The organism is Mycobacterium sp. IS-1496, from assembly GCF_001499995.1.
Lineage (GTDB): Bacteria > Actinomycetota > Actinomycetes > Mycobacteriales > Mycobacteriaceae > Mycobacterium.
On the sequence record NZ_LQIU01000025.1, the window covers coordinates 20,647 to 34,542 of the forward strand.

The window sequence follows — 13,896 nt, forward strand, 5'->3', positions numbered from 1 at the left end:
GCCTTCCTTACCGCGCGGAGCGCCGCGCGCTGGGGTTGTTGCGGATGGTGGGCACCTCGCCGGTCTGCAGCAGCGCCCGGCAGCGGTAGAGCACCTTGAACGCGAGGGCGCCGGAGAGCAGATCGGGCGCCGGCGTCTTGGTCCGCAGCGTGACCTCGGTGCCGAGATGGTTGGGCGCGGGCCGGAAATCGACCAGGATCTCGTTGCCGTCGTCGCCGGTGAACCGCAACCCGCCGTCGGTGCTGTGGACCCGGGATGCCCAGGTGGTCTCGACCGGCCCGGCGTGCAGTCGCCACGTGTACCGGTCCGGGTCGGTGTACTCCACGTCGCCGAGTTCGCCGAGCACGATCGACATCCGTCGCGCGTCGCGCCACAATTCCTCGACCTCGACGACGCTGCTGTCGATGGTCACCGACTGCCCGTTCGTCGCGTCGGGCGTCTTCTCGACCACCCTGTCGGCCACGCCGGCGGCCAGGCTTTTGGCCCGGTTCCTGGCCGAGTCCAGAATCGACATGTGGGGCTCCCTCCGTCGCGCGGGGCGATACCCGGCGAGGAGGCGGCCAAACGCCTCAGGCCGGCTCGGGCTCCCGGGCCAGCCGCTTCTGCAGCCACACCAGGCCGATCAGCGCACCCCCGGCGACCAGCCAACCGACGACCGCGATCGACCCGGCCGGGATGATCGCCAGCGACGCGTCGCGGTCGCGCACCCGCACCAGATCAGGGTCGTTGCGGTCGTATTCGACGTAGATGCGCATCCCCGTCTCGAGCTCCGACGGGTACAGCACGCCGAGTTCGGGCCGGTAGGTGACGCGGTCGGGGGTGACGAACTCGATGGTCGACCGGCGCGGGCCGGCGCTGAGGACCGTCGCCTCGGCGACGCCCATGTGGCGTTCGATCTGGCGGTCGTTCCGCCAGGCGCCGACGACCATGAGCACCGACTGCAGGGTCACCAGGCACGCCGCCAGGATGATCCCGATGCGCACCCGCCGGATGATCCGTTCGGCGCGGGTCTCGTCGCCGTCGCCCCAGAGGTGCGGGATGACCACGCGCCGGACGGCCGCCACCCGTTCGGCCAGTCTCACAGCGCGGCCTTGATCGAAGCGTGCAGCGCGCGCAGCGACGACCTGTCGGCTTTCACCTCCAGCACGCGCATCCCCTCGTGCGGTTCGTCGAGCGCGTCGGCGAGCTGGCCGACCTCGATCTGACGGTTGTCGACGTGATAGGCCCGGCACAGTGCGCCGACGTCGACGTCGTGCGGGGTGCCGAACACCCGCGAGGACACGTCGCCGAAGCGCGGATCGCCTTGTTCGAGCAGTTCGAAGATGCCGCCGCCGTTGTCGTTGGACACCACGATCGTCAGGTTGCGCGGGCTCGGCTCGGTCGGCCCGATCAACAGCCCCGAACTGTCGTGCACGAAGGTCAGATCACCCATCAGCGCGACCGTGCGGCCGCCGGTGCGATCGTGGGCCAGCGCGGCGCCGATCGCCGTCGACACCGTGCCGTCGATACCGGCGACCCCGCGGTTGGAGCGCACCTGCACACCGTGCGGGGTGAACCCGACCAGCGCAGCGTCCCGCACCGGGTTGCTCGCGCCGAGCACCAGCTGATCGCCCGGTCGCACCGCGTCGGCCACCGCCGCCGCGACGTGCAGGCCGGTGGTCAGCGGATGCGACTTCAGCTGGTTTCGCACGGCGGCGACGGCGTGCGCGTTGACCTCGGCGCAGCGCCGCAGCCACGACGGGTGCGGCGTGCCGATGGTGACCGCGCGGGTGCCGGTGGCCTGTGAGTTCCCGCTGACATCGGGCCAGCGCGGCCCGGTGGTCAGCGCGTACACCGGCACCGACGGGTCGGCGAGCAGCGCGGAGACCGGCCGGTGCAGGGTCGGACGGCCGAGCATGATGACCTGCTTGGGCCGCAGCAGCGGCAGCGCCAGGGGGTGCAGCGGATTGTCCGCAGGCGGTGCGGTCGGTTCGGCGACGGTGGGCAGGTCGGCGAGGTTCGGGTGCACACCGGCGCCGTGCCCGGCGATCACGACGGTGTCGGGGGTGAGGTCGATGTCGAGCGGCTGGTCGAACGTCACCGGCGGGGTGAGGGTCCACGGTTTGCCGTCGGGGCGCCCCGGTGGGCAGGAGCCGTCGTCGTCGAACGTGGGCACCAGCGGCTCGCGCAGCGGGATGTCGAACTGGACCGGCCCGGCGTTGGCGCTGCGCGAGCCCGTCGCCGCCACCACGACCCGGCACGTCGCCGACCGCCACTGCGCGTTGAACGAGTCCATCCGCTCGGGCGCATCCTCGGCGAGGCCGAGGCTGATGTTCGCGCGGACCTGGTTGCCGAAGTAGCCGAGCTGCTCGAAGGTCTGGTTCGCGCCGGTGCCGAGCAGTTCGTAGGGCCGGTTGGCGCTGAGCACGATCAGTGGCACCCGCGCGTAGTTCGCCTCGACGACCGCGGGGCCCAGGTTCGCGACCGCGGTGCCCGACGTCATCGCCACGCACACCGGCGCCCGGTCGGCGACCGCCAATCCGATCGCGAGGAAGCCCGCGGTGCGCTCGTCGATGCGGACGTGCAGCCGCAACCGGCCCGCGCGGTCCGCGTCGGCCAGCGCGAACGCCAGCGGCGCGTTGCGCGAACCCGGGCACAGCACCACGTCGTGCACGCCGCCGCGAACGAGTTCGTCGACGACGACACGCGCCTGTGCCGTCGAGGGGTTCATCGCTACAGGATATCGGCGAAGAATTTCAGCGCCGCGGCGTTGACTTCCTGGGGCCTCTCGATGAAGCCGAGGTGGCCGGCATCGGGGATCTCCAGGTAACGGCCGTGCGGCATCGCGTCGGCGACCTCCTTGCCCAGATGCGGCGGCAACAGGACGTCGTCGGCGAACCCGATCACCAGCGTGGGGTTCCGGATGCTGCGGTAGGCCGGCAGCCGGTTGTCCTTCGGCCCCACCGACCCCTGTGTGCGCAGACCCGGGGTGTACTTGGTCGGCCACATGGTGAACATCTCGATCCAGTCGCCGATCGCCCGGTCGTCGTTGATCGTCTTGGGCGAGAAGTTCTCCAGCACACGGACTTTCGCGTCGTACCGCGGCGGCAGGGTGACGCCGGCGTCGACCAGTTCGCGTTCGGCGTCGGAGAAGAAGTTGCGGGCGCGGTCGTGGCGGCCGCGGGTGGCCATCAGCACCGCGGACCGGACGAGTTCCGGGCGGGCCAGCATGAGTTCCTGGGCGATGAAGGAGCCCATCGACACCGCCACGATGCGGACCGGCGCGGCGCCCAGCTTCTCGATCAGCGCGGCGGTGTCGGCGACCATCTGCTCGACGCCGAAGCCCTCGGCGTTCTCGGTGGCGCCGACGCCGCGGTTGTCGAAGGTGATGGCCCGGTAACCGTTGCGCACGAACTCCGGAACCTGGTGCAGGTGCCAGGTGCGGCCGGCGCCGCCGCGACCGGCGATGAACAGCACCGGGATGCCGGTACCGCGGTCGTCGTAAGCGAGATTCACGCCTCCCGACGCTACTCGACGGCGTTTTCGGCGCGCTGACGTGCGCGCAGCGTCGGTCAGCGCGCCGAAATCACCCAGATACCTCCGTGAAGGCGAGGATCGGGATGGTGCGGCCCTGCGTCAGCTTCTCGTAGTCGGCGTAGCTGGGGATCCAGTTCTTCGCCAGCTCCCACAGCCGGTCCCGCTCGACGCCGGTGACCTCCTCGCCGAGGAACGTGCCCTCGTAACCACCGGCGGCCAACGTGACCCGCGGCTGTTTGCGCACGTTGTGGTACCAGGCGGGATGGCGGCGGCCGCCGTAGTTCGAGGCGACGACGATCACCCGGCCGTTGTCGGTGAAGTAGGTCAGCGGCGTCACGCGCCGTTCGCCGGTCTTCGCGCCGACCGAGGTGAGCAACAGCTCCGGGGTGACCATCGCCGTGGACACCCGGCCGCGGCTGACGCGCAGCAGCGGCGGGTCGATGCGCGGCACGATGTGACGAACCAGATAGCGCACCGGGCGGGGGCGCAGCAGTCGTGCGCCGACCTTCAGCATCGGCGAGCCGGCGGTCGGGTCCACCTCGGGTATGCCCATGCGGCGATCCTATGCAGACGCCCTCCGGCGGCTGTTGCGCGTGCGGACGGCCTGCAGTGCGGTGTCCCACAGCAGCTTCGCCGACGGCCCGAGCTGGCGGTGGGTGATGAAGGTGTCCTTGCCCAGCGCGGCCGTGGCGGCGGCCTTCGTGGCGGCCGACGCCTTCGACACGTGGCCCGAGTCGAACGGCGGCTGCGGGTCGTACTCGATGATCAGTTGCCGTGCCAGCGCCTGCGCCTCCCCGCCGATCTGCGCGGACAGCCACAGCGCGAAGTCGATGCCCGCCGAGACGCCCGCGGCCGTGACGACCTTGCCGTCACGCACCACGCGTTCGTCCCCGACGGGGGTGGCGCCGAAGGTCTTGAGCAGCGGGACGGCCATCCAGTGCGAGGTGGCGCGCCTACCGTCGAGCAGTCCGGCCGCCGCGAGGATCATCGAACCCGTGCACACCGACGTCGTCCACGTCGTCGTCGCGTGCGCGGCGCGGAGCCAGGCCAACAGCTTCTCGTCGCGCGCGTGTTCGGCCGACGACGGCCCGCCGGGCACCAGCACGATGTCGGGTGACGGGGTCTCGTCGAACGAGTGGGTGGCCCCGACGACGAGCACACCGGAGTCGGCGGTGACGGGTCCGGGTTCATGCCAGACGAAGCGGATCTCGGTGTCGGGCAGGCTGCGCAGCACCTCGTAGGGCCCGATGAAGTCGAGGGCGGTGAAGCCGGGATAGAGCACGATCGCGATCTGGGGCATGGCTGGTCCTCTCAGGCGGTGAACGTCTTGCGGTAGTGGTCGGGTGAGACGCCGAGCCTCCGGACGAAGGTGCGGCGCATGGTTTCCGCGGTGCCGAAGCCGCAGCGGGCGGCGACGGCGGTGACGGTGTCGTCGGTCTCCTCGAGTTGGCGGCGCGCGGCTTCGGTGCGGACGCGTTCGACGTAGGCGCCGGGGGTTTCGCCGACCTCGGCGGTGAACACCCGGGTGAAGTGGCGCGGGCTCATCGCCGCGCGCTGGGCCAGGTCGGTGATGCTGTGTGCGCCACCGGGTTCGGCCTCGACGGCCTCCTGCACGTCGCGGATCGGGGCGCGTTTGGCGCGTGGCGTCCACACCGGGGCGGCGAACTGCGTCTGCCCGCCCGGGCGGCGCAGGTACATGACCAGCCAGCGGGCGACGGTCTGCGCGGCCTCGGTCCCGTGGTCGTCCTCGACGAGCGCCAGGGCGAGGTCGATGCCCGCCGTCACCCCGGCCGCCGTCCACACCCGTGGCGAACTGCGCACGAAGATGGGATCGGGGTCGACGGCGACCGCGGGATAACGGGCGGCGAGGCGCTTGGCGAAGGCCCAGTGCGTGGTGGCCGGGCAGCCGTCGAGCAGACCGGCCTCGGCGGCGAGGAAGGCGCCGGTGCAGACACTGACGACGCGGCGGGCATGCGGGGCGGCGGCGCGCACCCAGCCGATGAGGTCTTTGTCGGCGACGGCGGCCTCGGTGCCCGCTCCGCCGGGCAGGAGAAGGGTGTCGAGCGGGGTGTCCGGCTTCGGGAGGGGTTCGGCGGCCAGCGACAGGCCGGTGCCGGTCGTGACGGGCTGACCGTCGAGGGAGCCGATGCCGACGCGGTAACCCTCGGCGCCCTCGTCGGCGAGGTATCGCGAGGCGCCGGTGAACACCTCGAACGGGCCGACGAGGTCGAGCGCCTGGATGCCGGGGAACCCGACGATCAGCACGGATCTCGTCATGGGTTCAGTGTGTCGGCCGCTGAGCGTGGCGTCTACGCCATGGATCCCACAGATCAGGACACGCGCGGCACGCGGCCCGCCTTCGCCGCTTGCGTAACGCAGTGGCGGCCGCGCGGCGCGTTTTCCGCCATGGCGTTACGCAGACGGTGCGTCTGTAACGGCGCTCACCACACCAGCGGCGCGAGGTGGGTACGCGCGTAGCGGGTCACCGCATCGTCGTCGGTGACATCGAGGACGGGTGTGCTCACCTGGACCAGCGACGCCGCGAGGCGGATGTGCAACTCGGACACGGCGAGCAGGGCGTCGTCGGCCATGGTGGCGCCCGCGGCCCGCAGCGCCTTGGCCATCGCGGTGGCCGCGCTGACCAGGAATACGCGCGCCTCGTCGTACATCCCGGTCGTGGCGGTGAAGTCGCCGTCCAGTTGCAGGAACCGCCGCATGACCGGTTCGCCCGTCAGCAGCCGGACCCCCTCCCGGAACGCGGCGACCGCGGCCTCCTGTGGATCGGCGCCCACGCCGACGGTCTGCAGCCGCGCCATCGCGAAATCGAAGGTCTGCCTGCCCAGTTCGGTGATCAACTCCTCGCGGCTGGGATAGCGGCGGTACAGCGTGCTGCGGCTGACCCCGGCTTGGCGGGCGACGACGTCCATGCTCAACCGGCCGACGCCGACGAGCGCGACCTCCTCGGCGGCGGCCTTGAGGATCGCGGCTTCCTGTTCGGACCGGTTGGCGCTGGTGCGGCGCATCCGCTCAGCCCGCCGGGCACCCGGGCGGCGGCGCGAACGACTCGAGCGCGACCGACCGGTGCAGCCGGACCAGCTTCTCGTATTCGATCCGGTTGCGTGCCAACGGGATGAGCAGCAACTTGTCCGGCAGGACCCGCCACGCCACCTGGAGCAGGCGGCAGTACAGCTCGAACTCCCGGTCATGACGGGCCTGCCAGTCGAAACCGGTCATCGCGCGGATCCCCGGGTGCAGGATCCCGAACGAGCACACCTTCACGACGCGTCCGGCGACGGGTCGCAGCAGCAGCCACGGCGGCGTCAGCGCCCGCCGGACCGGGGCCGGCAGCAACAGCGTGGGCAGCGGCAGCCGGGTCAGGTCGGTGGTCACGCGCCGCAGGAACGGGTTCGCGCGCAGTTCGGTGGCGACCATCGCGTCGTAGTACGCCACCGCGTCGGCGTAGGTGGCGGGCAGTTTGGCATTCTTGCCGGGCAGTTCGAGACCCCGGAAGGCGTCGAGCAGTTGCAGATAGGCGGCGTCGCGTTCGGCCTCGGAGAGCACGATGCCGGTGCACGGTGTGAACGAGTTCAGCACCAGGAAGATGCCGCTGACCGCGATCCAGTTCCACAGCTTCGGGTCGAGCGCGCTGTACCGGAGGTCGGCGAAGTCACCGCTGCCTCGGCCGCGCACGTCGCGATGCAGCATCTTGAGCCGGTCGGACTCGGCGACCCGGTCCTCGGCGTCACCCCAGATGGCCAGGAACGCCGAAAACCCGCTGCGCACACCGCGATCGGCGAAGTTCGCGGCGAACCGGCCGGTCCTGTCGACGGCGGCGGCCACCGGAACCAGGGCCACCTCGTCGAAGGCGGCCGCACCGAAGAAACCACCGAGCGTGCTACCGCTGTGTCTGCGGAACTCGCGCATGACTTTCGGCCGCACGGCGGCGGCCGGGTGCTGCGGAGAAGTGTGGGCAACTGCGACCATGTCGCCTCCAGCCGTCGACGGTTGACACAAAGACTATGCGTTTGTGTCAACATGTCAACGCTTTCACAGGCGCTTGAGCATTCGCACGGTCTGGTAGAACGGCACCGACGCCTCGGCGCTGCGTCGCAGGCTGCGCTGCAGGAAGGTGGCGTTGAGGAGAACGAGGTGGCGGACGCCGCAATCCCGCCACTCCGCGGCCTTCTCGACGATTTCGTCCGGGGTGCCGATCAACCCCAACTGTTTCACCACCGAGGGCGGAACGCCCTTGACGTACGACAACGCGGTCTGTTCGTCCCAACCCTGGGGCATGATGTCGTGCGCACCACCGAACCCGGCCCCGAGCGGATGCGTCGCGCCGTGCCTGGCGAACGCCGCGTCCGGGATGTTCAACGCGCCCGCCCTGACCACCTCGGAGTCCAGCGCCTCGTCGAGCAGGTCGCGGGTGCGGGCCGTGAGCGTCGCCAACACCACCGCGGGCACGATCGACATCGGATCGCGGCCCGCGTCGGAGGCCGCGCTGCGCACCGCGTCGAGACGCACGGCGTACTCCCGTGGTTCGGTGAGGAAGGCCGGGAAGTACCCGTCGCCGTACCTGCCGACCGCGCGCAACATTCGTGGGCCGTGCGCGGCGATCCATATCGGCGGCCACGCGCCGCGGTACGGCGGCAGCGCGAACACCGCGTTGCGCAACGGGAAGTACGGCGAATCCCGGTTGACCAGTTCACCTTTGGAGTCCCACAGCGCCCGGATGGTGGCCATCGCCTCTTCGAAGCGTGCGACCGGCTTTGACCAGTCGACACCGTAGGGCTCGTTGCCCTCCCTCTCCCCCGTGCCGATGCCGAGAACCGCCCGCCCGCGCGTCAGCAGGTTCAGGGTGCAGGCGGCCTGCGCCGTGACCGCAGGGTTGCGCCGGCCGGTGTCGGTGACGGCGACGCCGAGTCGGAGCCGGCCGATCCTGTTGCGCGCGGCCAGGTTTCCGAGCATCGTCCACGGCTCCATGTAGGCGTCGACGGACGGGGTGATCTTCGCCGTCTGGCAGTACTGCGGCTGCCACAGCGCGCGCGGGAACAATGCGTTGAGATGGTCGGGCACCCAGAAGGAATCGACCCGGCTCGCCGCCGCCCCCAGATAATTGAGTCTGGTGAGTGTCTCGGCCCTCGGCCGGCCTGCCACAATGAGATCGCTCAACCCCACCTGCATGTGCCCAGTGTGCGCGCGGCCGGATGCGTTGCCTAGAGGCGTTGATCAGCCATCTAGCACTTGCAAACAGTCAGCAACGCGGTCGATCCACCACTGACGCCGCTCCGGCGCCGCGGCCAACGCGGTCAGACGGTCCCGGTCCGGCACCACCGCCGTCACGGGCAGGTGACCGTCCACGGGAACGAGCGGGGCCGCGACGTCCTCCACGAACAGTCCGCCGGTGCCCAGCCCGCACGCGTGGTCCAGCCGGGGCAGCGCCGCCGCCGCGTACAGTCCCGCGGAGATACCGACCGCCGAATCCAGCGCACTGGACACCACGACCGGGATGTCGATCTGCGCCGCGATGTCGAGGAGGGGGCGCACCCCGCCCAGCGGGGCGACCTTGACCACCGCGACGTCGGCGGCGTGCGCCCGCACCACGTGCAGCGGATCGTCGGCCTTGCGGATGCTCTCGTCCGCGGCGATGGGAACAGAAGTGCGCGAACGTAATTCAGCGAGCTCCGGCACAGTCGGGCACGGTTGTTCGAGGTATTCGAGCGGCCCGTCGGCCGTCAGCGCCGCCGCGGCGGTCACCGCCTCCTCGACGGTCCAGCCGCCGTTGGCGTCCACCCGCACGGTCGGCACCGCCGCCCGCACGGCGTTCACCCGGGAGACGTCGTCGGCCAGCGTCTGCCCCGGTTCGGCGACCTTGACCTTGGCCGTCCGCGCCCCGGGGAACCGCGCGAGCACGTCGGGCACCTGCGCGGCGCTCACGGCGGGGACCGTCGCGTTGATCGGGATCCGGTCGCGCCGCACGGTGGGCCGCGCCGAGTAGGCCGCCTCGATCGCCGACGCCAGCCACGTCGACGCCTCCGGCGGTGCGTATTCGAGGAACGGCCCGAACTCCCCCCACCCGGCCGGGCCGTCGATCAGCGCGAGTTCGCGAACCGTGATGCCGCGGAACCGCACCCGCATCGGCAGCGATACGACGTGCAGGCGGTCCAGGAGGTCGTCGAGCGTGGGGTTCACGCCGCCAGTCTCGCCGACCTCACACCGTGGTCCGGTCCCGGCCCTCCCAGAACGGCCTGCGCAGATCCTTCTTCAGGATCTTGCCGGTCGGGTTGCGCGGCAGTTCGTCGACGATGTCGATGCTGCGGGGGCACTTGTAACGCGCGAGCCGCTCGCGGCACCAGTCGGTCAGCTCCTCTTCGGACGCCGAACCATTGACCGCGACAACTGCTTTGACGGCCTCGCCCCACTTCTCGTCGGGCACGCCGATCACCGCGACCTCCGTCACCGCCGGGTGTTCGGCCAGCACCCGCTCCACCTCGATCGAGTAGACGTTCTCCCCGCCCGAGATGATCATGTCCTTGAGGCGGTCCTCGACGAAGATGAACCCGTCGGGGTCGATGCGCCCGACGTCGCCGGTGCGGAACCAGCCGTCGGCGGTGACGGCCTCGGCCGTCGCCTCGGGCTTGTTGTGGTAGCCCTTCATCAGTTGCGGTGTGCGGAACCACAGTTCGCCCTGCTGCCCGGTGGGCACCTCCTCGCCGGTGTCGGGGTCGACGACCCGCAACTCGGCCTTCGGGATGAGCTGACCCGCGCTGACCAGCCGCTCCGGATGCTCGGTGTCACGGTGCGCCTCGGGCATCAGATGGCTGATCACCCCGCACACCTCGGTCAACCCGTACACCTGGATGAAATCGGTGTCGGGCCAGGCTTGCAGGGCCTGCCGCAGCAGTGGGAGCGGCATCGGCGACGCGCCGTAGCAGAAGGTCTTCAACGCCCCGAACAGCTTCACCGCGTCCGGCCCGGTGTCGAGCACCTTCGCGAGAACGGCCGGCACCAGGAACGTGCGATTGGCGCCGGCGAGGATGGCGCCCGCGAGCGAGGCCCCGTCCACCTCGCGCGTCATCACGCTGGGGACACCGTCGTGGATCCCGAACTGCACGTACGACTGGCCGCCGACGTGGAACAGCGGCATCGACACCATGTTCTTGTCGCCCTCGTCGAAACCCCACCCGTCGTGGGCGTTGACCGTGTGGGCGATGAGGTTGGCCTGCGTCAGCTCCACACCCTTGGGCCGCCCCGTGGTGCCCGACGAATACATGATCACGCAGGCGTCGTCGGGCGAGACGTCGTCGGCGCGGCCGGCCGGTGTGGCGCCGGCGAGCAGCGCCTCGTATTCGTCGCCGTCGGCGCCGTCGGGCGTCACCTCGATGACGTGCTCGACGTGGGTGAGCCGGTCACGGATCTTGTCGATCGTCGGGCGCAGCTCGCGGCCCACGATCAGCACCTTGGCGCCGCTGTCGCCCAGCACGTAGTCGAGTTCGTCGCCCGCGAGCCGGAAGTTGACGACGGCGTTGGCTGCGCCGAGCGACGCCGCGGCGAAGGTCAGCTCGACGCAGGCCGGGTGGTTCTTGTCGAGGAAGGCGACCGCATCACCGTGGCCGACCCCGAACCCGCTGAGCGCGCCGGCGAGCCGGCGGACCCGGTCGTCCCACTGTGCCCACGTCCAGCTCCGGTCGAGATAGACGATGGCCTCGTCGTCGGGTGTGGCATGCGCCCAGTGGCTGAGTCGGTCGTCGAGGAAGCGGGGTTCGGGCAGCTCGGACATACGACGAGCCTGCCATGACAACGGCAGTTGTCAGAGTCGTTTCGCGTAAACGCAGCGGCCCGCCAAGTAGGTGGCCAGGACGTCGAGTTCGGCGATCTCCTCCGGCGGCACGCTGCGCGGATCGGCCGACAGGACCACCAGATCGCCGTACTTGCCCACCTCGACGGATCCGATCACGTCGTCGGCGAACAACTGCCACGCGGCGTCGAGGGTCTGCGCGCGGATCGCCTGCTCGACGGTCAGCCGCTCTTCCGGCGCGAGCACCCGCCCGCTCGGCGCCGTTCGCGTCACCGCGACGCTGATGTTGCGCAGCGGCTCCTCCGGGGTGACCGGTGGATCGTTGTGCAATGAGATGCGCATACCGGTCGCGAGGGCCGAACCGCACGGCATCCACCGGTTGCCGCGCTCGGGTCCGAACAGCCCGTCCACGATGACGTCACCCCAGTAATGGATCTGGTCGACGAAGATGCTGCAGGTGACGCCCAGCGCCTGCGCCCGCTTCAACTGCTCGTCGGTGATCGCGCCGACGTGTTCGAGGCGCAGGCGGTGATCGGTCCGCGGATGGGCTTCGAGCACCTCCTCGTACACGTCGAGGATCGTGTCGACGCCGGCGTCGCCCTGGACGTGACACGCCATCTGCCAGCCCAACGGGAAGTAGGCGCCGACGATCTCGCGTAGCTGCTCGCGGCTGTAGTTGGCGTGACCGCACGAGCCCGGCACCACGCCGATGGTCCGGGTGGCCGCGGTGTCGAGGTAGGGAAAGGTGAGGTCGATGTTGCCGATCCACGGCGAACCGTCGACCCAGATCTTGATGCCCACCTGGCGCACCAGGTCGTCGCCGTCGCCCGGATGGGCGTCACTGGTCATCTGCGGGTTGGAGATCTCGTACGAGCGCAGCCGGACCGTGAGCTCGTCGCGCAGCGCGGTGAGCATGGGCCGGAAGACGGGATCGAACGCCATGTCAGAGCACGTCGTGAGGCCGGCGCGGTTGAGCCGTGCGCACTCGGCAACGAGCATCGACGGGTAGTCGCTGGGCGAGACCACACCGGCGAGCAGCGGGAACACCGCAGCCGTCTCCTCGGCGGTGCCGTCGAGTTCGCCGTCGGCGTCGCGACCGAAGCGCGCGCCCTTCGGATCCGGGATGTCGCGGTGCAGCCCGGCCCGTTTGGCCGCGACGCTGTTGAAGAAGGCCTTGTGACCGGAGTTGTGCAGGATCACCAGCGGGCTGTCCGGGGCGATGTCGTCGAGCCACGCCAGCGTGGGGTCCGGAAGGCCGTTCTGCAGCAGCGGGTCCCACCCGTTGAGGTACGCACCCTGCCGGCCGCGCCGCGCCACCTCCTTGCGCACCGCGGCGACGACCTCGTCGGCCGAAGTCATGGTGACCGGGCGGATGTCGACCATCCGCTCGGACAGCGCGATCGCCTCCATCAGCGGATGCCCGTGCGCCTCGACCAGACCGGGCAGCACGCAGCCCGTCCCGACGTCGACGACCTCGGTGCCGGACCCGATCCAGGCCGCCACCTCGGAGCGCGACCCCACGGCGACGATGCGCCCGTCGGCGACCGCGAGTGCCTCGGCGGTGGGTTGTGCGTCGTCAACGGTGAGCACGGTGCCGGTCAGGACGAGGTCGGCGATCGACATTGCCGCATGTTAACGGGATGACCTGCGATTACTCGGGAGCCGCGAAAAAATCGGGAGAAATTTTTTCGACCGTGTCTATTCACGGCGACGCCGTTCGACGTATGTGCGAGGGGCACCCTGGTACAGAGACGAACACGCCCCTTCACCACTCGAGAAGGAGACACACCAATGGCGCGTTACATGCTGATCATGCGGGTCGGACCGGAGGCCGAGGCGGCCATGGCCGAGCAGGAGATCGACTTCGATCAGGTCATCGAATCGATGGGCCGCTTCAACGAGGAACTCATCAAGGCCGGCGTGCTGCTGGCCGGGGAAGGGCTCACCGGCCCCGAGGACGGCTTCGTCGTCGACTTCGACTCCGATCCGCCGGTGGTGACCGACGGTCCGTACACCGAGGCCAAGGAGCTGTTCAACGGTTTCTGGATCCTCGACGTGTCCTCGAAGGAGGAGGCCAAGCAGTGGGCGAAGAAGGTGCCGCTGGGGCCCGGCGTGAAGCTCGAGGTACGGCGGGTGTCGGAGACCGAGGAGTTCCCGCAGGACAACCCGTGGGTGCAGAAGGAGATCCGGTGGAAGGCCGAACTCGCCGAGAAGGTCGCGGCGCAGGCCCGGGCCGACGCCGACAAGCTGGGCTAGGAGTCGTCCCTGGCGCGGATCCGGACGGGTCCGCGCCAGGTCGCGTCCGGGTCGAGCACCTCGCCCTTCTGGGTGATCTCGACGTCTCCGGCCCTGGCCAGCTCGCGGGCGGTCTCGCGGGCCTCGTCCATGAGCCCGCGCCAGCCGTCTCCCCCGACGGCCCGCGCGGCGTCCGACGGGCAGATGGTCTTGGCGGGCCCACGCTCGCGCGCCATCCGCAGGATCGCCGTGCGCAGCTCGTCGCCTTCGGCTGGGGCCATGAGCGCCTCCCGATGTCGTCTGCGGCGAGCCTACGGGCCCATTCGCGGGGACCGGCTGACTGGAAT

15 protein-coding genes are annotated in these 13,896 nt (G+C 70.4%); 1 reads left to right on the forward strand and 14 read right to left on the reverse strand.

Annotated features, from left to right (window positions below):
• Nucleotides 1-7: 7 nt before the first annotated feature.
• The 13 genes from AU195_RS14765 to AU195_RS14825 all read right to left on the reverse strand — a co-directional run bounded on the left by AU195_RS14765 (nucleotide 8) and on the right by AU195_RS14825 (nucleotide 12,937).
• The gene (locus AU195_RS14765) at nucleotides 8-514 is read right to left on the reverse strand and encodes an SRPBCC family protein (protein WP_059159818.1); all 507 of its coding nucleotides are present in this window, start codon (nucleotides 512-514) and stop codon (nucleotides 8-10) included.
• 55 nt (nucleotides 515-569) lie between these two features.
• Nucleotides 570-1,082 carry a DUF3592 domain-containing protein gene (locus AU195_RS14770; protein ID WP_059159819.1) on the reverse strand — a complete coding sequence of 171 codons (513 nt, stop codon included), beginning with the start codon at nucleotides 1,080-1,082 and terminating at the stop codon, nucleotides 570-572.
• Nucleotides 1,079-2,710, reverse strand: coding sequence for a 2-succinyl-5-enolpyruvyl-6-hydroxy-3-cyclohexene-1-carboxylic-acid synthase (gene menD / locus AU195_RS14775; protein WP_059159820.1), 1,632 nt, complete (start codon nucleotides 2,708-2,710; stop codon nucleotides 1,079-1,081). Before menD ends, AU195_RS14770 begins: the two co-directional genes overlap by 4 nt.
• Before the next feature lie 2 nt (nucleotides 2,711-2,712).
• Nucleotides 2,713-3,495, reverse strand: a complete 783-nt coding sequence (locus tag AU195_RS14780; protein ID WP_059159821.1) for an alpha/beta fold hydrolase — start codon at nucleotides 3,493-3,495, stop codon at nucleotides 2,713-2,715.
• A 70-nt stretch (nucleotides 3,496-3,565) separates the two neighbouring features.
• Entirely contained in the window at nucleotides 3,566-4,069 is a 504-nt protein-coding gene (locus AU195_RS14785) for a nitroreductase/quinone reductase family protein (protein WP_059159822.1), read from the reverse strand.
• Nucleotides 4,070-4,078: 9 nt separating this feature from the next.
• Nucleotides 4,079-4,816, reverse strand: coding sequence for a DJ-1/PfpI family protein (locus AU195_RS14790; RefSeq protein ID WP_059159823.1), 738 nt, complete (start codon nucleotides 4,814-4,816; stop codon nucleotides 4,079-4,081).
• An 11-nt stretch (nucleotides 4,817-4,827) separates the two neighbouring features.
• Nucleotides 4,828-5,793, reverse strand: a complete 966-nt coding sequence (locus AU195_RS14795; protein WP_059159824.1) for a GlxA family transcriptional regulator — start codon at nucleotides 5,791-5,793, stop codon at nucleotides 4,828-4,830.
• Between the two features lie 164 nt (nucleotides 5,794-5,957).
• Complete coding sequence (locus tag AU195_RS14800) at nucleotides 5,958-6,539, reverse strand: TetR/AcrR family transcriptional regulator (RefSeq protein ID WP_059159825.1); 582 nt, start codon at nucleotides 6,537-6,539, stop codon at nucleotides 5,958-5,960.
• A 4-nt stretch (nucleotides 6,540-6,543) separates the two neighbouring features.
• Complete coding sequence (locus tag AU195_RS14805; protein WP_059159826.1) at nucleotides 6,544-7,500, reverse strand: oxygenase MpaB family protein; 957 nt, start codon at nucleotides 7,498-7,500, stop codon at nucleotides 6,544-6,546.
• Nucleotides 7,501-7,563: 63 nt separating this feature from the next.
• Entirely contained in the window at nucleotides 7,564-8,700 is a 1,137-nt protein-coding gene (locus AU195_RS14810) for an LLM class flavin-dependent oxidoreductase (protein ID WP_059159827.1), read from the reverse strand.
• Between the two features lie 45 nt (nucleotides 8,701-8,745).
• Nucleotides 8,746-9,708 (reverse strand): o-succinylbenzoate synthase, encoded by a 963-nt coding sequence (locus AU195_RS14815; protein WP_059159828.1) that lies wholly within the window; start codon nucleotides 9,706-9,708, stop codon nucleotides 8,746-8,748.
• Nucleotides 9,709-9,727: 19 nt separating this feature from the next.
• Nucleotides 9,728-11,296, reverse strand: coding sequence for a long-chain-fatty-acid--CoA ligase (locus tag AU195_RS14820; protein WP_059159829.1), 1,569 nt, complete (start codon nucleotides 11,294-11,296; stop codon nucleotides 9,728-9,730).
• A 30-nt stretch (nucleotides 11,297-11,326) separates the two neighbouring features.
• Nucleotides 11,327-12,937 carry an amidohydrolase gene (locus tag AU195_RS14825; protein ID WP_059159830.1) on the reverse strand — a complete coding sequence of 537 codons (1,611 nt, stop codon included), beginning with the start codon at nucleotides 12,935-12,937 and terminating at the stop codon, nucleotides 11,327-11,329.
• Between the two features lie 168 nt (nucleotides 12,938-13,105).
• Here AU195_RS14825 and AU195_RS14830 point away from each other — a divergent pair, with 168 nt between their 5' ends.
• Nucleotides 13,106-13,570 (forward strand): YciI family protein, encoded by a 465-nt coding sequence (locus tag AU195_RS14830; RefSeq protein ID WP_059159831.1) that lies wholly within the window; start codon nucleotides 13,106-13,108, stop codon nucleotides 13,568-13,570.
• On the opposite strand, the gene AU195_RS14835 is transcribed toward AU195_RS14830, so the two are convergent.
• A complete protein-coding gene (locus tag AU195_RS14835) occupies nucleotides 13,567-13,830 on the reverse strand; it encodes a DUF3253 domain-containing protein (protein ID WP_059159832.1) in 264 nt (87 codons plus the stop codon). The two genes, AU195_RS14830 and AU195_RS14835, sit on opposite strands and share 4 nt — an antisense overlap.
• Nucleotides 13,831-13,896 lie beyond the last annotated feature (66 nt).

Bases quoted from the DNA above. Each gene is read 5' to 3' on its own strand.
- AU195_RS14785 (WP_059159822.1), bottom strand. From the start codon at position 4,069: ATGGGCATACCCGAGGTGGACCCGACCGCCGGCTCGCCGATGCTGAAG.
- AU195_RS14800 (WP_059159825.1), bottom strand. From the start codon at position 6,539: ATGCGCCGCACCAGCGCCAACCGGTCCGAACAGGAAGCCGCGATCCTC.
- AU195_RS14790 (WP_059159823.1), bottom strand. From the start codon at position 4,816: ATGCCCCAGATCGCGATCGTGCTCTATCCCGGCTTCACCGCCCTCGAC.
- AU195_RS14835 (WP_059159832.1), bottom strand. From the start codon at position 13,830: ATGGCCCCAGCCGAAGGCGACGAGCTGCGCACGGCGATCCTGCGGATG.
- menD (WP_059159820.1), bottom strand. From the start codon at position 2,710: ATGAACCCCTCGACGGCACAGGCGCGTGTCGTCGTCGACGAACTCGTT.
- AU195_RS14805 (WP_059159826.1), bottom strand. From the start codon at position 7,500: ATGGTCGCAGTTGCCCACACTTCTCCGCAGCACCCGGCCGCCGCCGTG.
- AU195_RS14830 (WP_059159831.1), top strand. From the start codon at position 13,106: ATGGCGCGTTACATGCTGATCATGCGGGTCGGACCGGAGGCCGAGGCG.
- AU195_RS14820 (WP_059159829.1), bottom strand. From the start codon at position 11,296: ATGTCCGAGCTGCCCGAACCCCGCTTCCTCGACGACCGACTCAGCCAC.
- AU195_RS14765 (WP_059159818.1), bottom strand. From the start codon at position 514: ATGTCGATTCTGGACTCGGCCAGGAACCGGGCCAAAAGCCTGGCCGCC.
- AU195_RS14795 (WP_059159824.1), bottom strand. From the start codon at position 5,793: ATGACGAGATCCGTGCTGATCGTCGGGTTCCCCGGCATCCAGGCGCTC.
- AU195_RS14810 (WP_059159827.1), bottom strand. From the start codon at position 8,700: ATGCAGGTGGGGTTGAGCGATCTCATTGTGGCAGGCCGGCCGAGGGCC.
- AU195_RS14825 (WP_059159830.1), bottom strand. From the start codon at position 12,937: ATGTCGATCGCCGACCTCGTCCTGACCGGCACCGTGCTCACCGTTGAC.